Here is a 20,878-nt window from a genome sequence, read left to right as displayed (position 1 = left end):
AGCGAAGAGGTCACACCCGTTCCCATTCCGAACACGGCAGTTAAGCTCTTCAGCGCCGATGGTAGTTGGGGGTTTCCCCCTGTGAGAGTAGGACGTCGCCAAGCAGGTTTCATATGGAGGATTAGCTCAGCTGGGAGAGCATCTGCCTTACAAGCAGAGGGTCGGCGGTTCGATCCCGTCATCCTCCACCATTTTTACACCTGCCGGTGTAGCTCAACTGGTAGAGCAACTGACTTGTAATCAGTAGGTTGGGGGTTCAAGTCCTCTTGCCGGCACCATTTTAAGATAGTACAAGCACGAGCCATTAGCTCAGTTGGTAGAGCATCTGACTTTTAATCAGAGGGTCGAAGGTTCGAATCCTTCATGGCTCACCATTTTATATGCGGGTGTGGCGGAATTGGCAGACGCACCAGACTTAGGATCTGGCGCCGCAAGGCGTGGGGGTTCAAGTCCCTTCACCCGCATCTTACATGCGGAAGTAGTTCAGTGGTAGAATACAACCTTGCCAAGGTTGGGGTCGCGGGTTCGAATCCCGTCTTCCGCTCCACTTTTCGTATGTGCCGGGGTGGCGGAACTGGCAGACGCACAGGACTTAAAATCCTGCGGTAGGTGACTACCGTACCGGTTCGATTCCGGTCCTCGGCACCATCTTAATATGCGCCCGTAGCTCAATTGGATAGAGCATCTGACTACGAATCAGAAGGTTGTAGGTTCGACTCCCGCCGGGCGCACCATGTTTATTGCGGGAAGTAGCTCAGCTTGGTAGAGCACTTGGTTTGGGACCAAGGGGTCGCAGGTTCGAATCCTGTCTTCCCGACCACGTGATTTTTAATGAATGGGGCCTTAGCTCAGCTGGGAGAGCGCCTGCCTTGCACGCAGGAGGTCAGCGGTTCGATCCCGCTAGGCTCCACCATTTTTCAATCAGATACTTATATTATATTGGCGGTGTAGCTCAGCTGGCTAGAGCGTACGGTTCATACCCGTGAGGTCGGGGGTTCGATCCCCTCCGCCGCTACCAATAAATATAAGGACCTTTAGCTCAGCTGGTTAGAGCAGACGGCTCATAACCGTCCGGTCGTAGGTTCGAGTCCTACAAGGTCCACCATATTCACTTTTTAATGCCGTGGAGGTATACCCAAGTTCGGCTGAAGGGATCGGTCTTGAAAACCGACAGGGGAGTCAAATCCCGCGGGGGTTCGAATCCCTCTACCTCCTCCATTTTTTTAAAAAGCAGCAAGTTGTTTTTAAACAACCTTACATAGAGGAAGCGAAAAAACTATATACACGAAAACTTGATGCAAATAGTTTCATTATTACCGTCGCGGGGTGGAGCAGTCCGGTAGCTCGTCGGGCTCATAACCCGAAGGTCGCAGGTTCAAATCCTGTCCCCGCAATTATTAGGTCCCGTGGTGTAGCGGTTAACATGCCTGCCTGTCACGCAGGAGATCGCGGGTTCGATTCCCGTCGGGACCGCCATTTTTTAAATTTAATACAAATGTGGCTCAGTAGCTCAGTCGGTAGAGCAAAGGACTGAAAATCCTTGTGTCGGCGGTTCGATTCCGTCCTGAGCCACCATATCTTTCATATTACGGCGGTTGTGGCGAAGTGGTTAACGCACCTGATTGTGGTTCAGGCATTCGTGGGTTCGATTCCCATCAGTCGCCCCATTTCGCGGGTGTAGTTTAGTGGTAAAACCTCAGCCTTCCAAGCTGATGATGAGGGTTCGATTCCCTTCACCCGCTCCAAATATGGGCCTATAGCTCAGCTGGTTAGAGCGCACGCCTGATAAGCGTGAGGTCGATGGTTCGAGTCCATTTAGGCCCACCATATTCATATTGTTCCGCAGTAGCTCAGTGGTAGAGCATTCGGCTGTTAACCGAACGGTCGTAGGTTCGAGTCCTACCTGCGGAGCCATGGGGAAGTACTCAAGAGGCTGAAGAGGCGCCCCTGCTAAGGGTGTAGGTCGCGCGAGCGGCGCGAGGGTTCAAATCCCTCCTTCTCCGCCATTTGGCCCGTTGGTCAAGCGGTTAAGACACCGCCCTTTCACGGCGGTAACACGGGTTCGAATCCCGTACGGGTCATAACAAAAAAGGAAGCATACATTCATGTATGCTTCTTTTTTTCATTTCTTTTCATTGATATAACTATCTTTTTGTTTATAAGGGATGTCCCCAAGCTGGGAATCGATATTTTCTTCTTCTAATGTATCTTCATATTCCTTTTGCTTCTTGTTCGGTATATCCACCCTGTTTTTTCCTTCGATGTCATTTGCTGCAAATCCTTCATAGTCTTCTGGAAATCCATCCGTTTCATCCTCGGTTTTATAAAGGTCATTATAATTGTCATGATCGCCGGTGTAATCAGATGGCGTTTCGGATGTACCGAATTTGGCGACTTCACCAAAGCTATCCTCTTTATCCACTACTTCATTTCCATGACGGTTTTCAAAATGATCACCCTTGGATGGAATCAATATATCCTCTTCCACTGGTCGCTCTTGTGTATTAGGAACTTCCGGGGCATGCTCGACACAGTAGAGGGTGCTTGGGATCGCTTCAAGCCTCTCGATGGGGATTTCCCTATTGCAGGTTTTACACTGGCCATACGAGCCTTCTTCCAATGCTTTTAATGCTTCCTCGATTTTCTCCATTTCTGATTGTGCATGCTCATCGAGTGCTTGATTCCGTTCCATCTCGAATAATTCGGTTCCTAGGTCAGCAGGATGATTATCATAAGATGATAATTCCCCTACGGATTCCGTCTGGCTTTTATCCAGAACGGATTGTTCATCATTTTGAATTCTTCTACTTAACTCATTTTTTTCTTGAAGCAGTTCATTTTTTAATTTTTGCGTTTGTTGTTTCGTTGCCATATCCGATTCACTCCTTCTAAAGTCCAAATCTCATTTTATATTGGTAAGATGGTTGTATTATCTATTACCCGAATTGGAGTATAGGAAAACAATATGCAACGGAAGATAGAAAAAAGGACTGAGCGGATGAGCTCAGTCCTCGGAGATTATATAAGATAGCTGATGAATAATCCAATGGCCATGAGTAAGCCAAAGAAGGTGTTCGTTTGGGCCGTGGCTTTCATTGCCGGGACCATCGTGATCGGCTGCGTTTTGCCTACGAAGCCTTTGATTGCGGCCATGGCCTTCGGTATGCTAAGGAAGGCAAGGAGAATCCACGCCGTTACGCTTCCGGTAAGGACTAGCCCAACAAGCCATAGATAAGAGAAGGCGAACATGATTGCCATGAATGTCAGGGCGTTTTTCCTGCCCATCACTACAGGCATCGTTTTGCGCCCATGAGCCTTATCTCCATCATGGTCACGTAGGTTATTGGATAAGTTGATCAGCCCAACCAAAATCCCACTTGGAATGGCAATTAAGATGGCTGTTGAAGAAACATCACCGGTTTGAATGAAATAGGCGATCAAGATTATCAAAAAGCCCATGAACAATCCAGAAAAAAGTTCCCCGAATGGTGTATATGAAATGGGCAGGGGACCGCCTGTATAAAGATAGCCGACAAGCATGCAAACCAGTCCTACTGCAGCAAGCCACCAAGATGATGCGGCACAGATATAGATTCCAATTATCAAGGCGATGGCATACATGCATAGGGCCAAGCTCATGATTAGTTTGGGGGTCATCCCATGACGGACGATCCCGCCGCCGATGCCTACGGATTCCTCCGTATCCAAGCCTCTCTTGAAATCGTAGTATTCATTGAATAAATTGGTTGCAGCTTGAATCAGGATACTGGCAATCATCATGGCAGCGAATAGTAACCAATTCACTCCATCTTCCAAAAGTGCAATCACAGTTCCAAGTAAGACTGGGACAAAAGCTGCGGTTAGTGTATGTGGACGTATTAACTCCCACCAAATCTTCCAGGTCCGTTTAAGGGGAAGTCCATCGTATTCTGTTTGCATTATTTCTCTCCTCAAAATCATTATTGGTTCTCTCGAAATTATAACAAATATTGAAATGTTGCACAAAAGGTTATCCTAATAAATGCAGGAAAAGTGGGTAAGGGCGATAACTGGAATTCCTGGATGATCCATTTCCAAAATCCAGGGTATTTCTCTACATTCGCTAAGATTCATATAATAAGGAAAAAAGCAGGAAAGAATCGTTCGGTAAAGGGGCGTTTTATTGACATGGGGTTCAAGTGAGGTGTATCTTTAAATAGGTTAAAAAGCTTTTAAAATGTACATTTGGGGGGATTTTTTTGGCTATCTCAGAGGAAACTGAACAGTTTCAGGGACTGGCTTCAGCTATACAAAAGGCGAAGGACTTGAATGATCAAGTTCTATTCAGTCATATTAAGAAGATTAAATGCAACAACCCCCTTTCATTTTATCAAGCTGGAAGAGAACGGTACGCGGGTGAACGCTTTTTCTGGGAGGACCCTGCAAAGGAAATAACCATCACCGGTTTAGGCAATGTTAAGAAACTCAAAGCGGCATCGAATGCCGAACGTTATAGAGAAGTCGAAAAGAGCTGGATCAAACTGCAGAATAATGCTGTCAAAACAGGAGTGACCGATGTAGAAGCGACAGGTCCTTTACTGTTTGGGGGCTTTTCTTTTGATTATGAAACTGACAGTACGCTCCTTTGGAATCAGTTCGGGGACAACCTTTTTTATATACCTGCCTTCATGCTGTCAATAGTGGGGAAACAAGCTTACTTAACGACAAACTTACTTTGTTCGCCTGATGATTCAGAAAAACTCTTCATAGATATGATAAATGAACGGGAAGCTTTCCTTTTCGAAAGCTTGGATGGCAATGGATTGGGTGCAAATTCCCTGGTTATGCAGAGGGAAGTCGAACCTGAGGAATGGAAGCGAACTGTCGCAGAGGCTGTTCAGGAAATCAAGACGACAGATCTCGACAAAATCGTTTTGGCAAGGGAGCTTCGACTTGGTTTTGAACGTTCCATCGATTCAGGGAAAGTGCTTGAACAATTGATTGCTGAGCAGCCATTGAGTTATATTTTCAGTTTGGAGGCTGGTGGTGACTGTTTTGTGGGTGCCACCCCTGAACGTTTGATTAAGAAACAGGGAAATGAAGTTTTTTCTACCTGTCTTGCTGGATCGATGGGACGAGGGAAAGATGAGCAGGAAGATGTTTGTCTTGGTGAAGAATTGCTTCATGATGAAAAGAATTTACAAGAACATCAATATGTCGTTTCGATGATATCCAATGCCTTTGATTCAGTATGCGAAAAGGTGGTGGTCCCGGCCCGACCGACACTTATGAAAAACCGTCATATCCAGCATTTGTACACACCGGTCCGGGGTATATCAAAGGAAGGTGTCACGATTTTTGAATTTGTCGAGAATCTCCACCCAACACCTGCTATGGGCGGACTTCCCAAAGAAAAGGCCGTTGTCCGAATTCGGGAAATGGAAGGTCTGGAACGTGGCTTTTATGCGGGTCCCTTAGGTTGGGTGGATACGTATGGAAACGGGGAATTCGCTGTTGGGATACGTTCTGCACTAATACAGAATAATGAGGCATCGCTCTTTGCCGGTTGCGGAGTAGTGGAAGATTCGACTCCCGAAAGTGAATACCGGGAAACGGGGATTAAATTCAATCCGATGTTAAGTGCTTTAGGAGGAAATCTTAATGAATGACCGAGATGCATTGACAGCTTATGCTGCTTCATTCGTCGATGAGCTGGCACAAAATAAGGTGAAGCATGTGGTGGTGAGCCCTGGTTCACGATCCACACCCCTGGCTTTGTTGCTGGTGGAACATCCTGATATTGAAATTCATATTAATGTGGATGAGCGTTCGGCTGCTTTTTTTGCCCTTGGTTTGGCTAAGGCCCTAAAAGAACCAGTCGGACTTCTTTGTACGTCAGGTACAGCCGCTGCAAACTATTACCCAGCCGTCATTGAGGCTTTCTATTCAAGAGTGCCGCTTATTGTACTTACCGCTGACCGCCCGCATGAATTGCGTGATGTCGGAGCCCCGCAGGCGATCGATCAGATACACCTTTACGGGAGACATGTAAAATGGTTTGTCGAAATGGCACTTCCTGAAAGCACGGATGGAATGATGCGGTATGCCAGAACTGTCGGTGCAAGGGCAGTGGCAACAGCTGCAGCTGAACCTGCAGGGCCTGTGCATTTGAATTTCCCACTTCGCGAACCACTGATTCCTGATTTGGAGCAAGCAAAGGAGTGCAGGCAAAATAAAATGACGCCTGCAGTGTTGATTGAAAGTGGAGAACTGTCACTGTCATCATCACAAATAGAAGCTGTTGCAACTACATTGTCACAAGCTAAGCAAGGTATGATTGTATGTGGCGAATTACCTCATCCAGAGATGAAGGAAGCCATCGTCGCATTAGCGGAAAAACTTGCTTTTCCGGTACTGGCTGATCCCCTTTCACAGTTAAGGAGCGGAAGTCATGACAAAGCCGTAATTATTGATTCTTATGATACGTTTCTACGCGATGAAACGGCAAAAGCGGCTTTCAGGCCGGAAGTGATCTTGCGATTCGGGGCAATGCCTGTTTCTAAACCGTTATTGTTATTCATGAAAAAACAAAAACAGGCAATCACTTTGGTCGTCGATGGCGGATCAGGCTGGCGCGAACCAGCCGGATTGGCAACGAATATGATTTACAGCGAAGAGAAAGATTTTTGTTTGCGAATTGCTGAAAGCATTACTCCCTCTCCTGATGATGAATGGCTTCGGTTATGGCAAACCGTCAACGGAGCGACGAAGGAGGCCTTAGCCTCCGTCAGAGATGAAGCGGAGTTAAGCGAAGGCAAGCTTTTCGCCCTGCTTGCTGATATGATGCCGTTGGAATCGACGTTATTTGTCGGGAATAGTATGCCCATACGCGATTTGGATACTTTCTTTTTGAATAATGGTAAAGGAATCAAAACCATTGCAAATCGTGGGGCGAATGGTATCGATGGTGTCGTTTCCACTGCGCTTGGCGTAAGCACGGTATCAAAAAATACAGTGCTGGCAATCGGGGATTTAAGCTTTTTCCATGATATGAATGGCTTGCTTGCGGCAAAACTTCAAAAACAAAATATCACGATATTGCTGGTTAATAATGATGGCGGCGGCATTTTCTCCTTCTTGCCGCAGGCGAATGAGAGGGAACATTTCGAAACGCTATTCGGTACGCCTCATGGGCTTGATTTTTCCCATACTGCCGAGCTTTATGGCGGTAAATACAACAAGGTCCAAAATTGGGATGAGCTAGAGAATGTATTTACAGAGTCATTCGAAATCCAAGGACTCAAAATCATTGAAGTTCCGACAGAAAGAGAGTCCAATCTACAAAAGCATCGAAATTTGTGGAGCTTTGTTTCCCAGGAAATAAAAATGGTGTTAGACGGGGAAATATCATGAATATTGTCAGCAAGGATGTCAATTATGCTGTTGAAATAACGGGAAATGGAGATCCTCTTGTACTTTTACATGGATTTACAGGAAATCGGGATACATGGAAATTCCTCATTCCGCTACTGAGTGACAGGTATACGTTAATCATGGTCGATATCATCGGACATGGTATGTCTGCGTCACCAGCCGATCATCGAAGGTATGAAATGGAGCGTGTCGCTGAGGATATTAAGTATATTTTGGATGTATTGCATTTCCCGAAAGCCCATATCCTTGGTTACTCGATGGGCGGAAGGCTCGGGTTGGGTTTTGCCTGTTTGTTTCCTGAGTATGTTGATACATTGATATTGGAGAGCGCTTCACCGGGCCTTTTAACAGAAGGGGAACGTGAAATCCGAAGGGAAAATGATCGGAAGCTTGCCGAAAGGATTCTTGAAAATGGCATGGAAGCGTTTGTGAATCAATGGGAAAACATCCCTCTGTTTGAAAGTCAAAAACGGTTGTCGGCCAAAACCAGGTCAGCCATTCGGGAGCAGCGGTTGGCAAATGACCCTGCCGGCCTTTCCAATAGCCTTCTTGGTATGGGGACCGGCAATCAGGCTTCATACTGGGAACAACTGCAAACCCTTGATTTCCCGGTGCTCCTTATAACCGGTGAACTCGACCATAAGTTTTGTCGAGTAGCGGACTCGATGAAAAAAAAGCTGAAGCGCGCCGAATGGAAAATAATAAATGATGCGGGACATGCGATTCATGTGGAAGTTGGAGAAAAGTTTGGTAAAATAATAAGTGAGTTTTTAAAGCGAAATAAAAGGAGGAATTAAGATGACGATTCAATGGGAAACGATACGTGAGTATGATGAGATTTTGTATGAAAAATATAACGGGATTGCGAAAGTGTCCATCAATCGACCACATGTACATAATGCATTCACACCAAAAACGACTGCTGAAATGATTGATGCATTCGCAAGGGCGCGTGATGATTCCAGCATCGGTGTCATTATTTTGACGGGTGTAGGCGGCAAAGCATTCTGTTCAGGCGGAGACCAAAAAGTACGTGGGAATGGCGGATATGTTGGTGAAGATAATATTCCACGTCTAAACGTTCTTGATTTACAACGCTTGATCCGTGTTATTCCAAAACCAGTCGTAGCCATGGTCGCAGGTTATGCAATTGGCGGCGGTAATGTCTTGAATGTGGTTTGTGACTTAACGATTGCTGCTGACAATGCAGTCTTCGGACAAACTGGACCGAATGTTGGAAGCTTTGATGCTGGTTATGGTTCTGGCTACCTTGCACGTATCGTCGGTCATAAAAAGGCACGTGAAATCTGGTACCTATGCCGTCAATACAATGCACAGGAAGCATTGGATATGGGATTGGTCAACACGGTCGTACCTTTAGACCAATTAGAAGCGGAAACGGTTAAATGGTGTGAGGAAATGCTTGAGAAGAGCCCAACGGCACTTCGTTTCTTGAAAGCGGCAATGAACGCTGATACTGATGGCCTTGCAGGTCTTCAACAATTGGCTGGTGACGCTACACTTTTATACTATACAACAGAAGAAGCAAAAGAAGGCCGCGATGCATTCAAAGAAAAACGCAATCCGGACTTTGGACAATTCCCTCGTTTCCCTTAATGAAACGCGTGAATCGATGAGACTGACAGCTTGGCGGAAAATCGCCGGGCTGTTTTCTATATCAAAATGGAAGAGGGTAAGCAGCAATGGCAGAAGAAAAGTTGCCGAACTGGCTGAAAAATCGGGCGCATCTTTCACCTGGGCGCCCGGCAATTGAGTTTGAAGGTCATACGTATAGCTTTCTTGAACTGCATACATTATCGGAGAAGATGGCTGGTAAGCTGGCAAGCATTGGTCTGGGCTCCGGTGATTCATGCGCGGTTTTGCTCCGTAACCATATTGATGGTGTTGTCGTTATACATGCACTATTTTATCTCGGTGTGAAGATTGTGATGCTGAATAATAAGTTAACGGCAAAAGAGCTGTCCTGGCAGATCGAGGATAGTGGGACTGCCTATTTGGTTTCAGAGGGTGCCTTCTCCGACAAACTTTCTGATATTAGTGAGGTTCTCCCGGAATTGAACCTTCATTTAATGGAGGAATTGCCGAATGAAGGCACGGCGGAAATACTTCAAGAGTTTTACCTTGAGGATACCGCTACAATCATGTATACATCAGGTACTACAGGAAATCCAAAGGGTGTGATCCAAACATTCGGTAACCATTGGTGGAGTGCAGTAGGGTCGGTTCTGAACCTTGGATTGCATGAGGAGGATTCTTGGTATTGTGCGGTTCCGATCTTTCATATTAGCGGTTTATCCATTCTGATGAAAAATGTGATTTATGGCATGAAAGTCGTTTTGGCGGAACGATTCAATGAACGGGAGGCGAACCGGAGCATTCAGGAAAATGGCGTGACGATCGTATCGGTCGTGACGGCGATGCTGAATAGGATGGTTCAGGAATTGAATGGAACAAGCTATCCAAAAACCTTTCGTTGTTTCCTGTTGGGCGGCGGCCCTGCACCCGTCCATTTACTTGAAGCCTGTAAGGAGAAAGGGATTCCCGTCTATCAATCATATGGGATGACCGAAACGTCTTCACAGATTGTGACGCTGGCACCGGAGTACAGCATGTCAAAAATCGGATCAGCTGGGAAGCCTTTGTTTCCTTCGCAGTTACGGATAGAGAAAGACGGCACTATGTGTGAACCGGGTGTAGTGGGTGAAATCGTGGTTTCAGGTCCGAATGTCACGAAAGGTTATTTTAATCGAATGGACGCTACACAGCAGGCGATTACCGATGGATGGCTTTATACCGGGGATCTTGGTTATCTTGATGAGGAAGGCTTTTTATATGTGCTTGACCGACGTTCGGATTTAATCATCTCCGGCGGTGAAAATGTCTATCCGGCCGAGATTGAAAACGTCCTCAGTATGCATCCTAATGTTTTCGAAGCGGGAGTGACAGGGACTGACGATGAAAAGTGGGGGCAGGTCCCGCTTGCTTTTGTCGTCTTGCATAAAGGTGCAGAGCTTGATGAGAGCGAACTGCTGGAATATTGCAGGGGATATTTAGCATCCTATAAGATTCCCAGGAACGTGATTCTTTGTAAGGAGCTTCCCCGTAATGGCGCAAGCAAGCTTCTGAGACGGGAACTGAAGAAGGAAATGGGGGAAGGGAAATGAAGTTATCCTCCATTTCCCTAAAGCTCATTAAGGCCCCTTTAAAACGGCCATTCAAGACGCATCTCGAAACGGTAAGCGATCGGGAAGTGATAATTGTAGAAGCCATGGATAAGGATGGGTTGATTGGATACGGTGAAGCTGTCCCTTTTACAAGTCCTTGGTATACCGAGGAAACGATCAAAACATGCTTTCATATATTGGATGGCTTCTTAATTCCGTTGACATTGGCCAGTCAGATCAAGCATCCTGATGAGCTGCCGAACTTATGGAGCGGAATCCGGCGGAATGCGATGGCGAAGTCAGCTTTAGAGCAGGCAATCCTCGATTTATATGCGAAGCAGAAAGGAGTCTACCTCGGACGGCTGTTTGGCGGCGAACGAAGTGAAGTGGCCGCTGGTGTAGTCGTTGCATCCAATGATATTGAAGATGCGATGCGCCAGATCGAGGATTTTTCCGGATCTGGTTACCAGCGTTATAAAATAAAAATCAATCCTCAAAATGATCTGGAGTTTTTAGCGGAAATCCGTCGGGCCTATCCTCATATCCCGCTCATGGCAGATGCCAATTCAGCGTACACTCTTGATGACATCACACACCTTCAGAAGCTTGATGCGTTTAAGCTGATGATGATTGAACAGCCGCTGGGACATGACGACATTGTCGAACATTCATTTTTGCAGAAACAGCTGCAGACACCCATTTGCCTTGATGAAAGCATAAATTCATTTCATGATGCCAAAAGTGCGCTGACGCTCCAGAGCTGTGGAGTGATCAACATTAAGATGGCTAAAGTCGGCGGCTGGATGGAAGCTGTAAGAATCCATGATTTATGCCTGGGAAATGATGTGCCAGTTTGGTGCGGCGGTATGATTGAATTTGGCATTTCACGTGCACATAATATTGCACTTGCCACATTAAAAGGATTCACGATTCCCGGGGATATATCATCTTCATCCCGTTATTGGGATGAAGATATAATATATCCTGAAGTACTTGTCGAAAATGGCATGATCCAAGTTCCCGATAAAGCTGGAATCGGTTTTGCCATCAATGAAAAGCGGCTAAAGGAATTGACTACATATAGTAAGTTGTACAAGTGAAAACATCAAAGGAGGTGCATTGCCCACCTCTTTTGACCAAATATTGATAATCCTTTAACTCCTCTCACTCCCCCTGTCTATATAACTCACCCAATTAAAATTTCCTTGGACGGAAACCCCACCCTTTTGGGAAATGATTTTAATAGGATACTAACAAATCAATTCATTGCTTTTCCTGTTAAAACTCTTACTAAATTGAAGAAATTTGCGACACTTCTGTCGAATAACTGGCTAGCCAAGATCACGCTGGATGCTTGATTCGATGAGGCTTGGCAGACAGTCAGTCTGCGGAAAGGGAACGAATGACTGAAATCAACCAGGAACTTTTTTTATTGTCCAGATTTTAGAAAAATCAGATAAATTGGCCGGATAGATCATATTTTTTTGGAAAATGGGGCTTTGTCTATTTTTTCTTTACTGGATTATTTTGTATAATGAAATTAAAAGAATAGCAACCAAGGGAAAGGGAGGGGAGAGTGTATGAAGAAAAAACCGTACCTTATTGCGGAGATTCTACTAAGAAGGGGCATGCCTGACTATGTCATAAAAGAAGTGACATCTTTGGAAGAGTGCGAACTGTTTCTTTTGAAGAGAAAATGGGGCCTATATGACCGGAAGACAGGTGCGTAAAGAATAAAAGTAAAAAAGGAACCATTTCAAGCCGGTCCCCATGCGTTTTTAAGGTTTTTGAAGCCGGTATCTATTGACTGGACGGCCTATGCTGCCATATTGTACGTCAAGCTGAAGGACTTCTTCGCCATGCAAGTATTCAAGATAGCGCCTTGCTGTAACTCTGGCGATTCCAATCCCATCAGCCACTTCTTCTGCAGATAGTGACCCAGGCTGGGTCTTAATGAACTTCGTCACTTGCTCAAGAGTCGCTCCATTCAATCCTTTGGGAACATCATATTTCGGACTCGCTACAGAATGTTTTTTATTTTGAAAGAGGATTCGGTCGAGTTGATTTTGAGAAATTTGATGGTCAGGTTCAACCTCCATCCGAAAAGCAAAATATTGCTCCAGCGTATGTTTTAGCCTATCAAATTTAAATGGCTTGATTAAATAGTCAAATGCCCCGTTCTGTATCATTTTTCTGATTGTTTTCTGATCATTTGCCGCTGAAATGATGATGACATCCACATCCATTTGCTCTTTTCTGATTTGATAAAGTGTATCAACCCCGTTTAAAGATGGCATGAAGATGTCCAAAATGACAAGGTCGGGTTTAGACTGCCTGATTTTTTCCAGACCTTCAAGCCCATTTGAAGCTGTATCAACGACTTTAAAGGCAGGCAGGCGCTCGATGAACTGTTTGTTGACCTCTTGGACCATTGGGTCATCTTCAATTAAAAGTACACGAATTTTGTTAGTCATTTTGGTTCTCCTCTATATCGTGCATCGGAAAAGAAAGAAAAAAGCTTGTTCCTTCGTCAGGGCGTGTCGTGAATTTCATTTCGCCGTTCGCTTTTTTTACAATTTGGTCTATTAGATAAAGACCAATTCCTGATCCTTCCGCACCTTTTGTTGTAAAACCATACTCGAATATATCTTTATGAATGTCCTTGGGAATGCCGGGTCCGTTATCCTCAAGCACGATTTGACAATGAAGTTCATCCTGGTAGATGGATAGATAAACCTGTTTTGTTTCCTCTGAACAATGCTTTAACGCTGCGAATGAGTTTTCGATCAGGTTTCCGATTATCAAAACAAAATCGTGATGATCCAAATCAGCGGGGAAGCGGTCCAATTTCGTGTGCTGGTCCATGATGAGCTTGATTCCGAGTTCCCTACCCAAGGAGATCTTACTTAATATCAGCCCCACTAAATTATCATCGTGAATGTGCTTCGTTAAAAACCTGGTCAATTCCTCTTGTTCTTCCGTAATCTGAAAAATGTAATGCAACGCTTCGTCAAGATTGCCTAGCTGGATCAATCCTGCTATCGTATGAAGTTTGTTCATATGTTCATGGTTTTGAACGCGCAGAGCCTCAACGAATGCTTTGACACTAGTCAACTCTTCAGCTAGCTTCGTCACATCGGTGCGATCCTGGAAAATGGCCACGGCACCAATCGTTTTTTCCGCAATCTTTATCGGTACCCGGTTGCTTACAATATTCCTGTTTTGAACGGAGATCTCCTGATTAAAGATGGGAGATGTCCGGTCAAGCACTTCCGGGAGACGGGTATCGTGTATAATATCATTGATATTCTTGCCTATGACCGCACCATTGATATTGAAAATTTGCTTAGCCTTTTCATTGAAAATCGTGATGGTCTGATTATTATCTATGGCGATGACCCCTTCATGCATGGCATTAAAAGCAGCTGTCCTTTCAACCAACATCCGTGAAATTTCATGGGGTTCAAGTTGGAAGGTCTCTTTTTTTATCCTTTTTGCCATGAGCCATGAGCCGCATACCCCGAATAGAAGTGTAAGGACCAGGATAATCGCGATTTCGCCTTTCAAGTCCTTGATTAATTCCGGTATGGTAGGCAAGATATTCCCAACCAGTACGACGCCGATTTGTTCTCTATCTTTATCAAGGATCGGCACAAAGGCGCGGACGGAAATGCCAAGTTCGCCAGCCGCCTTTGAAAGATACTCGTGCTCAGCGAACGCAGCACTTTCATCACTGCTTTCCGAAGGGGTCCCCAATTGGCTGTACACCGGATGGGAATAACGTATATGCTGATTGTTGAGCACAACTATATAATCTGCTTGATGGATTTTCCTTAAGTTTTCAATAATCGGATTGAGCTGTGTCCATCCTTTGGGCTCTCGGACCAATTTTTGTACTTCAGGGAGTTCGGCAATGGTATGGGCAGTTATCATGGATCGTTTGCCAATTTCATCTTCCCTGACCGAAACGATATTTCCGAATATAAAAATCCCGCCTATTAGTATCGAAAAAGCGACGATTACGAATGATAGCAGGGTGATTTTAATTTGAATGGGCATATGAAAGGATTTATCCATTGTTTTTCCTCCATTACTTCTATACTTTATAGTAACAGAATTTCTATCACTTTTCGCTATTTTTCGCGCATTGTATTACGACAGCAAAAAGCTGTGATAGAATAGTGATAATGTGAAGTGAGCGGTGAGGAGTTGTCGGAATGCGTGCGTTATGGGGGTACTTCTTATTAATTGGCTTGGGGCTGTTGATAGCCGTGTATATATCGTTTCAATCGTTCTTTACAAGCTTCGGTTTCAATTTGCCGAAGGATGAGGAGCAGGTCGGGATGAAGGATCAAATCGTGATCAAGTTCAGTCATGTCGTTGCCGAAAATACACCTAAAGGTCTTGCTGCGAACCGATTTGCCCAACTTGTCGATGAATATACCGATCATCGTGTCAAAATTGAAGTTTATCCTAATCAATCATTATATAGTGATCATGAAGAAATCGAAGCATTACAAGAAAACAAGGTGCAGATGATTGCACCGACTACATCTAAAATTACGAGCATATCAAAGAAGTGGATGCTATTGGACCTCCCTTACGTTTTTCCAACGGACGCTGCCTTGCAGGAAGCGTTGAATGGGGAAGTGGGGGAAGAGCTGCTAAAGCAGCTGAATACCATCGATATCGAGGGGCTCGCATTTTGGTCGAATAACTATAAACAGATCACAAGCAGTAAACCGATACGGCATCCAAGTGATTTTGCAGGAAAGAATTTTAGAATCATGCCAAGTGCAGTCCTGGAAACTCAATTCAAGCATTTTGGGGCTACAACTGCTGAGCTGCAGTTTAATGAAACATATAAAAGCCTTGAAATTAAAGAAACGGACAGCCAGGAAAATACGATTTCGAATATTTATTCCAAGAAAATATATGAGGTGCAAAATTATTTAACGATCAGTGACCACGGTTATTTAGGGTATGTCGTCATGATAAACAAGCCGTTTTGGAACAAGCTCCCTTTGGATATTCAGCAGCAAATCCAAAGGGCGATGGATGATACAACGAAATGGCTATGGATCAAATCAAATGAATTGAATCAGGAACAGCTTCGGGAAATCCAGCAAAAATCGAATATAGACATCTATACACTGTCAGATGAAGAAAAGAAAGAATGGATGAATGAGATGACTGTCATTTATCCGGATTTCGAATCAACGATTGGAACCGAATTGATGACGAAAATGGAAAAGATCCGTGAGAAGCATTTAAAGGAATAACTAACGTAAGGGAATCCCATAGAAAGGGGTTCCCTTCTTCTTTATAGTTCCCGATAGAATTACTCGTCTTGATTTTGTAAAAAATCCATCATCTCTTCATAATCATATGTTTTTAAAACCAAACCATTTTCATCAAACACGATGAATGCAGGTTCTTTCTTTAATTCAAGTTTTGGATATTGCTCATTCAATGACTTGTAAGATACTTCATTCGTAATTGGGCCCACATTGGTTATATTACTCTCTTCTAGTAAATCAAATGTAATTTCTTTTCCAACGGCTTGGAGCGAATACTTATGACCCTCACTAGGCAAAAGATTTGGATGAATTCTAGCGAAATCATCTTTTTCATCTGTGCAAGCAACTAGCATCGATAGGAGTAGAAACATTAAACTTCCAATTATGATCTTTTTCATATTCTCCCTCTCTAAGCTTAAATTTGATTGTTTCATAAATTGTAATAATTAAAGCTTATCATAGGTTGCTTAAGAACAGGAGGCTATCAGCAATCAATTTACTTTGTCAAGAACCGAAACTCCAACTCAAATAAGGGCAGGTGTTTTTGCCGAAAGCTGACAAAGAGAAAAGAACTCTTTATAGTACCGATGTACAAAAAGAAGCGGATCCAATGGAATCCGCTTCTTTCTCGTCTATTGCAATGCAGTTTGCAGTGTCTTGATGTTCTTTTCCATTAAACTAAAGTAATCTTCGCCGGCTTCAATATCTTTATCCGTCAACACTGAAAGATTATGGAGCTCAAGTGATTTCGCTCCCATTTCCTTTTGGATGATTTCGGTTAGTTTAGAACTGATATTCTGCTCAAAAATGACGTAGTTCAAGTCTTCTTCTTCAGCCATGGTTACGATTTTTCCCAGTTCCTTTTGAGAAGGTTCGTTTGAAGACGTAAGTCCTGTCACGCCAATTTGTTCTAATCCGTAGCGTTCCTCCCAATAACCATATGCAGAATGGGAAACGATGATCTTATTGGTACGGCCTGACTCGATCGTCGTCGAGAATTTTTCATCAAGTGCTTCAAGCTTTTCGGAAAGCTCATTGAATTGGCTGTTGAAATATTCTTCCTGTTCCGGCATTTTTTTCGTTAATTCGTCCTTGATGGTTTTAGCCATGTCAATGGAATAGATGGGATCTAACCACAAATGCGGATTAACGCCCCCATGGTCATGACCGTCTTCTTCATGAGCATGTTCGTCTTCATCTTCATCAAGGTGAACCGTTTCCCCCACCGCAATTGTGCTGACGCCTTCTTTGCTTAGAATAGGTTCAGCCTTGGTTACAAAGCCTTCAAGATTATAGCCAATATAGAAAAACAGGTCTGATTCAGCCATTTTCACAATATCCTTTTGAGAGGGTTCGAATGAATGTTCATCCGTTCCGGGAGGATAAACCGTTTCGACGTTTACGTACTCCCCGCCAATGGCCTCAGTGAAGTATTGTAAAGGGTAAACCGTCGTATAAATATCCAAGGCATCCTTGGTTTCTTCTTTACTCGATTCTCCCTTCGAGTTGCCGCAGGCTGACAGAAATACCGCAGTAACAAGGAAAAGCGAGAGCAATGCTCGAATTTTCATATGAAATGCTCCTTTATAATTCGTATTGATTACGATTTGAATTTTATGTGGTAAAAACGAAATGATTACGATTTGACTTCTGTATGATACAAAAGATTGCAAAAGAAAGCAAGGGTTTTTTCTATTGGTCCTCACTTTTTTCTTTTTTTTCGGGAACAAGGTCAATGCCGCCTGGATGAAACGGATGACATTTAAGAATCCGGATGAATGATAACCAGCTTCCTTTTATAGGTCCGAAACGATTGATCGCTTCCAAACCATAATGGGAACAAGTTGGATAAAAACGACAGGTGGGCGGTTTTAATGGAGAAAGAGCAACTTGGTAAAAACGGATGATTCCCATTAATATTTTTTTCAACACGATGCTTTCATCTCTTTTCGAGTAAATTGACTACCCTCAATTATAGCATATTTTCTAAATTTCCAATAAGGGTAAAAAAGGAATAAGCATATTGGTAATCCGATTGATATAATGAGAATTAATTTTAAAGGATGAAATATATTGTTATTCAAGGTAAAATAGAGATGACATACAATTAAGGAGTGAATTAAATGCCTTCAGTTGAAAGCTTTGAATTAGATCATAACGCTGTTAAAGCCCCATATGTTAGACATTGCGGTGTCCATAAGGTAGGAACAGACGGTGTTGTTAATAAATTTGATATCCGTTTTTGTCAGCCAAATAAACAAGCGATGAAGCCGGATACGATCCATACTCTGGAACACTTGCTTGCATTCAATATCCGTAAGCATTCCGAGCGCTTCGATCACTTTGATATCATCGACATTTCGCCAATGGGATGTCAAACAGGATATTACCTTGTGGTCAGCGGCGAGCCGACAGTGACGGAAATCATCGATGTTCTTGAAGATACTTTCAAGGATGCTGTTACAATTACTGAAATTCCTGCTGCAAACGAAAAACAATGCGGCCAAGCAAAATTGCATGATCTTGAAGGAGCTAAGAAATTAATGAATTTCTGGCTTGCACAAGATAAAGAAGATCTTCATAAAGTTTTCGGTTAATAAAAAAGTTCCTGTCCTTTGTGACAGGAACTTTTTTCATTTTTCGGGTTCTTCTTTTTTTCCCTCATCCTCTGGCAAAGGTTCGACCGGATCCACTGTATGCTTGTAGCTATAACCTTTTCCGATTGTTAAGACCGATAATGCCAATACAATCAGAATCACAATAATGGAGATAACTAAAACCGTAATCATACTTTACAGCTCCTAACGTTCACAATTTAGATTCATTTTAGCATAAGAACCGAGTCAGATAATGTTTCAATTTTAGAATAGAGGGAATTATATAGGTATAACCAACTTACGGAGGTAGATATTTATGGCTCAGAAAAAATTAGGAACTTTAGTGAATAAGGAAATTGCAAACTTCAGTGTTCTTTATACGAAAATTCATAATTACCACTGGTTCGTGAATGGACCGCACTTCTTTGAACTTCACCAAAAACTGGAAGAATTATACAAAGAAGTGACATCCAACTATGACGAATTGGCCGAAAGACTATTGGCCATTGGTGAAAAGCCGGTTGCTACCCTTAAAGAGTACATGGAATTAACGACGATCGAAGAAGCGACAGGAAATGAAAATACAGAAGATATGGTTCAAAGCGTCATCAGTGATTTTGAGAAGCTCTCCGAAGAGTTCCTGGAAATCATCGAAGTTGCTGAACAAGAAGATCCGGTTACGGCTGATATGCTGACAGGCATGAAGAAAAGCTTAAACAAACATGCTTGGATGCTGCGTGCGTATTTAGGACATTAAGATTTAGGAAAAGCCCTGCTTCGGTAGGTCTTTTTTTTTTGGTTAAAACAATAAAAAAGGCATCCATCAAAAGAGGGACACCTGACATGGTATGTATTTAATGAATATTCCTAGGCGGAAAATGTGTAGGTTTCGTGTCGCTCATACTATTTTGAGCGAACTTCCCTTTTAACGTTTCAATAATGTAAAGGCCCATCAAATTGGTCAGTTCTTGATCATCCATCTCTTGAAGCAATTCGAAAATTTCCTTGCGGTCAAGCTGTTCCAGAACCGCAAAAGTAAGCATATCAATATCTTCTTCATCACCAGTCATCTTATCACGGTACATATTGTATAATTCTTCAATTAACTTCAAAACTTTCACCTCACATTTATTAGAAATCCGTTATCTCTTTATATGTAGGTTATCAAAAAAAACTCTGGGTGCATATAAAAATCTTAAGGGATGCTTGGGCTTATTATATGTTTTACCCTTTGAAAGATACTTTAATCTATTATTTAACATCTTTGTTCTTCTGTAAACAAAATTTTCCATTGTATGAAGTGGGGAAATACGTGAAAAATAAGCGTAGGATATATGGAAAGGGTGGATGGATGTGTCTGAAAACAGGAAAAAATATTACATTTGGCTTCCAAATGGGCAGATAACACAAGATAAGGAAAGTTCTCCATGGAATTTCGAGATCGAGGCGACAGATAATGAAATCATAAAATTACGTGAATTATTTGATTATAACTATTCAGTAGGGGAAGAAAATTTTTACCGGGCACATGTCCCATACCTTCAATATCATTTTGACCGTGAAAATGATAAACAGGATATAACACTCCAAAAAATTTATGAGATGATTTATGCCCTGGGTACTGAAGAAGGAAGAAGGCATATAGAAAGCATGGGGATTTTACAGGCAAAACCAACAGACGATGGCCTCGAATATTGAGGGGCCATCGTTTTTTGATGGGTTCTTGCTGGATAGTAGTTTTTTTTACCCATATAATGAATGAAGGAGCATAGCATTATTTCTTATACGGAGAGAAGGGGAAAAATGAAACGTTTTCTTGATATGAACGGATATAAAGTCGAATTCTCCGAGAATCCTGTCTTTGGAGAATCTTGGCATGTTTTTGTACTCAGCAGATATAAGGGCAGGTGGGTATTGACCAAACACAGAGAACGGGGATTGGAGTTCCCTGGAGGTAAACGGGAAGCAGGGGAATCGATTGAAGAAACAGCCATACGTGAAGTGTATGAAGAAACAGGAGGCTTGGTGGGCCAGCTGCAATTTTTGGGACAATATAAGGTACATCATCCAGTCAAGCCATTTGTTAAATCGATATACTATGCTGTATTGCGTGGGTTAGAAAAGAAACAAAATTACCTCGAAACGGACGGCCCGGTCTTTTTGGAAGCATTGCCGGATGTACTCGGTGAGGAGTTTAGCTTCATCATGAAAGATGAAATTGTACCGTTGAGCCTATCAAGATTGGGTGAAGGCAATTTGCTGAGAAACGATTGAATCGCCGGAATTCACGAGTAAACTAGAGGAATTCACGAGTAAATCGCCGAAACTCACGAGTAAAACATCCGAAACTGAACTAAATTCATTTTTCACCTCAAGCATGAAT

Annotated in this window: 21 protein-coding genes, 21 tRNA genes and 1 rRNA gene; 34 read left to right on the top strand and 9 right to left on the bottom strand. The window is 43.1% G+C overall.

Annotated features, from left to right (window positions below; translation table 11 throughout):
* The 22 genes from rrf to ACIROD_RS24155 all read left to right on the top strand — a co-directional run.
* A 5S ribosomal RNA gene (gene rrf, locus ACIROD_RS24260) occupies positions 1 to 104 on the top strand; the annotation flags it as partial.
* 11 nt (positions 105 to 115) lie between these two features.
* Positions 116 to 191 (top strand) — tRNA-Val (locus ACIROD_RS24255).
* A gap of 11 nt (positions 192 to 202) precedes the next feature.
* Positions 203 to 278 (top strand) — tRNA-Thr (locus ACIROD_RS24250).
* A gap of 20 nt (positions 279 to 298) precedes the next feature.
* Positions 299 to 374 (top strand) — tRNA-Lys (locus tag ACIROD_RS24245).
* 8 nt (positions 375 to 382) lie between these two features.
* Positions 383 to 464: transfer RNA gene (locus ACIROD_RS24240), tRNA-Leu, on the top strand.
* Positions 465 to 472: 8 nt separating this feature from the next.
* Positions 473 to 547 (top strand) — tRNA-Gly (locus tag ACIROD_RS24235).
* 12 nt (positions 548 to 559) lie between these two features.
* Positions 560 to 648 (top strand) — tRNA-Leu (locus ACIROD_RS24230).
* A gap of 9 nt (positions 649 to 657) precedes the next feature.
* A tRNA-Arg gene (locus tag ACIROD_RS24225) sits at positions 658 to 734 on the top strand.
* Between the two features lie 9 nt (positions 735 to 743).
* Positions 744 to 820, top strand: a tRNA-Pro gene (locus ACIROD_RS24220).
* Between the two features lie 17 nt (positions 821 to 837).
* Positions 838 to 913, top strand: a tRNA-Ala gene (locus ACIROD_RS24215).
* A gap of 28 nt (positions 914 to 941) precedes the next feature.
* A tRNA-Met gene (locus ACIROD_RS24210) sits at positions 942 to 1,018 on the top strand.
* Positions 1,019 to 1,028: 10 nt separating this feature from the next.
* Positions 1,029 to 1,105, top strand: a tRNA-Ile gene (locus ACIROD_RS24205).
* 20 nt (positions 1,106 to 1,125) lie between these two features.
* A tRNA-Ser gene (locus ACIROD_RS24200) sits at positions 1,126 to 1,218 on the top strand.
* Between the two features lie 102 nt (positions 1,219 to 1,320).
* Positions 1,321 to 1,394 (top strand) — tRNA-Met (locus ACIROD_RS24195).
* 6 nt (positions 1,395 to 1,400) lie between these two features.
* A tRNA-Asp gene (locus tag ACIROD_RS24190) sits at positions 1,401 to 1,476 on the top strand.
* A gap of 23 nt (positions 1,477 to 1,499) precedes the next feature.
* Positions 1,500 to 1,575: transfer RNA gene (locus ACIROD_RS24185), tRNA-Phe, on the top strand.
* A 16-nt stretch (positions 1,576 to 1,591) separates the two neighbouring features.
* Positions 1,592 to 1,667: transfer RNA gene (locus ACIROD_RS24180), tRNA-His, on the top strand.
* Between the two features lie 4 nt (positions 1,668 to 1,671).
* Positions 1,672 to 1,745 (top strand) — tRNA-Gly (locus ACIROD_RS24175).
* Positions 1,746 to 1,750: 5 nt separating this feature from the next.
* Positions 1,751 to 1,827: transfer RNA gene (locus ACIROD_RS24170), tRNA-Ile, on the top strand.
* Positions 1,828 to 1,839: 12 nt separating this feature from the next.
* Positions 1,840 to 1,914 (top strand) — tRNA-Asn (locus ACIROD_RS24165).
* Between the two features lies 1 nt (position 1,915).
* Positions 1,916 to 2,006: transfer RNA gene (locus ACIROD_RS24160), tRNA-Ser, on the top strand.
* 3 nt (positions 2,007 to 2,009) lie between these two features.
* Positions 2,010 to 2,081 (top strand) — tRNA-Glu (locus ACIROD_RS24155).
* 41 nt (positions 2,082 to 2,122) lie between these two features.
* Here ACIROD_RS24155 and ACIROD_RS24150 read toward each other — a convergent pair.
* Both ACIROD_RS24150 and ACIROD_RS24145 read right to left on the bottom strand, forming a co-directional pair.
* Positions 2,123 to 2,872, bottom strand: coding sequence for a TraR/DksA C4-type zinc finger protein (locus ACIROD_RS24150; RefSeq protein WP_402945093.1), 750 nt, complete (start codon positions 2,870 to 2,872; stop codon positions 2,123 to 2,125).
* A gap of 146 nt (positions 2,873 to 3,018) precedes the next feature.
* A complete protein-coding gene (locus ACIROD_RS24145; protein WP_101225587.1) occupies positions 3,019 to 3,939 on the bottom strand; it encodes a 1,4-dihydroxy-2-naphthoate polyprenyltransferase in 921 nt (306 codons plus the stop codon).
* A gap of 299 nt (positions 3,940 to 4,238) precedes the next feature.
* On the opposite strand from ACIROD_RS24145, the gene ACIROD_RS24140 reads away from it, so the two are divergent.
* The 7 genes from ACIROD_RS24140 to ACIROD_RS24110 all read left to right on the top strand — a co-directional run bounded on the left by ACIROD_RS24140 (position 4,239) and on the right by ACIROD_RS24110 (position 12,328).
* Positions 4,239 to 5,648, top strand: a complete 1,410-nt coding sequence (locus ACIROD_RS24140) for an isochorismate synthase (RefSeq protein WP_101225586.1) — start codon at positions 4,239 to 4,241, stop codon at positions 5,646 to 5,648.
* Positions 5,641 to 7,392, top strand: a complete 1,752-nt coding sequence (menD, locus tag ACIROD_RS24135; protein ID WP_402945088.1) for a 2-succinyl-5-enolpyruvyl-6-hydroxy-3-cyclohexene-1-carboxylic-acid synthase — start codon at positions 5,641 to 5,643, stop codon at positions 7,390 to 7,392. The genes ACIROD_RS24140 and menD overlap by 8 nt, the downstream gene beginning before the upstream one ends.
* Positions 7,389 to 8,210: a 2-succinyl-6-hydroxy-2,4-cyclohexadiene-1-carboxylate synthase gene (menH, locus tag ACIROD_RS24130; RefSeq protein ID WP_402945084.1), complete on the top strand. Its 822-nt coding sequence runs from the start codon at positions 7,389 to 7,391 to the stop codon at positions 8,208 to 8,210. The genes menD and menH overlap by 4 nt, the downstream gene beginning before the upstream one ends.
* A gap of 1 nt (position 8,211) precedes the next feature.
* Positions 8,212 to 9,030, top strand: a complete 819-nt coding sequence (gene menB, locus ACIROD_RS24125) for a 1,4-dihydroxy-2-naphthoyl-CoA synthase (RefSeq protein ID WP_053347924.1) — start codon at positions 8,212 to 8,214, stop codon at positions 9,028 to 9,030.
* A gap of 86 nt (positions 9,031 to 9,116) precedes the next feature.
* Entirely contained in the window at positions 9,117 to 10,598 is a 1,482-nt protein-coding gene (locus ACIROD_RS24120; protein WP_402945079.1) for an o-succinylbenzoate--CoA ligase, read from the top strand.
* Complete coding sequence (gene menC / locus ACIROD_RS24115; RefSeq protein ID WP_402945076.1) at positions 10,595 to 11,698, top strand: o-succinylbenzoate synthase; 1,104 nt, start codon at positions 10,595 to 10,597, stop codon at positions 11,696 to 11,698. The genes ACIROD_RS24120 and menC overlap by 4 nt, the downstream gene beginning before the upstream one ends.
* Positions 11,699 to 12,178: 480 nt before the next feature.
* Positions 12,179 to 12,328 carry a hypothetical protein gene (locus tag ACIROD_RS24110; protein WP_230178513.1) on the top strand — a complete coding sequence of 50 codons (150 nt, stop codon included), beginning with the start codon at positions 12,179 to 12,181 and terminating at the stop codon, positions 12,326 to 12,328.
* A gap of 48 nt (positions 12,329 to 12,376) precedes the next feature.
* Here ACIROD_RS24110 and ACIROD_RS24105 read toward each other — a convergent pair whose 3' ends face one another.
* Together ACIROD_RS24105 and ACIROD_RS24100 are read right to left on the bottom strand one after the other, a co-directional pair.
* Positions 12,377 to 13,072, bottom strand: a complete 696-nt coding sequence (locus ACIROD_RS24105; protein WP_101225581.1) for a response regulator — start codon at positions 13,070 to 13,072, stop codon at positions 12,377 to 12,379.
* The gene (locus ACIROD_RS24100; RefSeq protein ID WP_157831153.1) at positions 13,065 to 14,675 is read right to left on the bottom strand and encodes an ATP-binding protein; all 1,611 of its coding nucleotides are present in this window, start codon (positions 14,673 to 14,675) and stop codon (positions 13,065 to 13,067) included. The genes ACIROD_RS24105 and ACIROD_RS24100 overlap by 8 nt, the downstream gene beginning before the upstream one ends.
* Before the next feature lie 140 nt (positions 14,676 to 14,815).
* Here ACIROD_RS24100 and ACIROD_RS24095 point away from each other — a divergent pair, with 140 nt between their 5' ends.
* On the top strand, positions 14,816 to 15,880 hold the full coding sequence (locus tag ACIROD_RS24095) for a DctP family TRAP transporter solute-binding subunit (protein ID WP_101225580.1): 1,065 nt from the start codon (positions 14,816 to 14,818) through the stop codon (positions 15,878 to 15,880).
* A gap of 59 nt (positions 15,881 to 15,939) precedes the next feature.
* On the opposite strand, the gene ACIROD_RS24090 is transcribed toward ACIROD_RS24095, so the two are convergent.
* The 3 genes from ACIROD_RS24090 to yidD form a co-directional block, all read right to left on the bottom strand.
* On the bottom strand, positions 15,940 to 16,296 hold the full coding sequence (locus tag ACIROD_RS24090; RefSeq protein ID WP_402945071.1) for a hypothetical protein: 357 nt from the start codon (positions 16,294 to 16,296) through the stop codon (positions 15,940 to 15,942).
* Between the two features lie 234 nt (positions 16,297 to 16,530).
* Positions 16,531 to 17,469, bottom strand: coding sequence for a metal ABC transporter solute-binding protein, Zn/Mn family (locus ACIROD_RS24085; RefSeq protein ID WP_402945068.1), 939 nt, complete (start codon positions 17,467 to 17,469; stop codon positions 16,531 to 16,533).
* 121 nt (positions 17,470 to 17,590) lie between these two features.
* Entirely contained in the window at positions 17,591 to 17,830 is a 240-nt protein-coding gene (gene yidD / locus ACIROD_RS24080) for a membrane protein insertion efficiency factor YidD (RefSeq protein WP_402945065.1), read from the bottom strand.
* Positions 17,831 to 18,021: 191 nt separating this feature from the next.
* Between yidD and ACIROD_RS24075 the strand changes: the two genes are divergently transcribed.
* On the top strand, positions 18,022 to 18,495 hold the full coding sequence (locus ACIROD_RS24075; RefSeq protein WP_034310515.1) for an S-ribosylhomocysteine lyase: 474 nt from the start codon (positions 18,022 to 18,024) through the stop codon (positions 18,493 to 18,495).
* A gap of 36 nt (positions 18,496 to 18,531) precedes the next feature.
* Here the strand turns inward: ACIROD_RS24075 and ytzI are convergent, their stop codons facing one another.
* Positions 18,532 to 18,687 (bottom strand): YtzI protein, encoded by a 156-nt coding sequence (ytzI, locus tag ACIROD_RS24070; RefSeq protein WP_101225577.1) that lies wholly within the window; start codon positions 18,685 to 18,687, stop codon positions 18,532 to 18,534.
* A gap of 124 nt (positions 18,688 to 18,811) precedes the next feature.
* Here ytzI and ACIROD_RS24065 point away from each other — a divergent pair, with 124 nt between their 5' ends.
* Entirely contained in the window at positions 18,812 to 19,252 is a 441-nt protein-coding gene (locus tag ACIROD_RS24065; protein WP_048686502.1) for a Dps family protein, read from the top strand.
* Between the two features lie 97 nt (positions 19,253 to 19,349).
* Here ACIROD_RS24065 and ACIROD_RS24060 read toward each other — a convergent pair whose 3' ends face one another.
* The gene (locus ACIROD_RS24060) at positions 19,350 to 19,616 is read right to left on the bottom strand and encodes a DUF6154 family protein (RefSeq protein WP_370020242.1); all 267 of its coding nucleotides are present in this window, start codon (positions 19,614 to 19,616) and stop codon (positions 19,350 to 19,352) included.
* 226 nt (positions 19,617 to 19,842) lie between these two features.
* On the opposite strand from ACIROD_RS24060, the gene ACIROD_RS24055 reads away from it, so the two are divergent.
* A complete protein-coding gene (locus tag ACIROD_RS24055) occupies positions 19,843 to 20,193 on the top strand; it encodes a hydrolase (protein WP_397315920.1) in 351 nt (116 codons plus the stop codon).
* A 105-nt stretch (positions 20,194 to 20,298) separates the two neighbouring features.
* Entirely contained in the window at positions 20,299 to 20,769 is a 471-nt protein-coding gene (gene ytkD / locus ACIROD_RS24050) for an RNA deprotection pyrophosphohydrolase (protein WP_402945059.1), read from the top strand.
* The last annotated feature ends 109 nt before the right edge of the window (positions 20,770 to 20,878 follow it).

The sequence above is a fragment of the Peribacillus sp. NPDC101481 genome (assembly GCF_044767165.1).
GTDB lineage: Bacteria > Bacillota > Bacilli > Bacillales > DSM-1321 > Peribacillus.
Note: the sequence above shows the minus strand (reverse complement) of the source record. Positions and strands in the feature narration are given on the sequence as shown.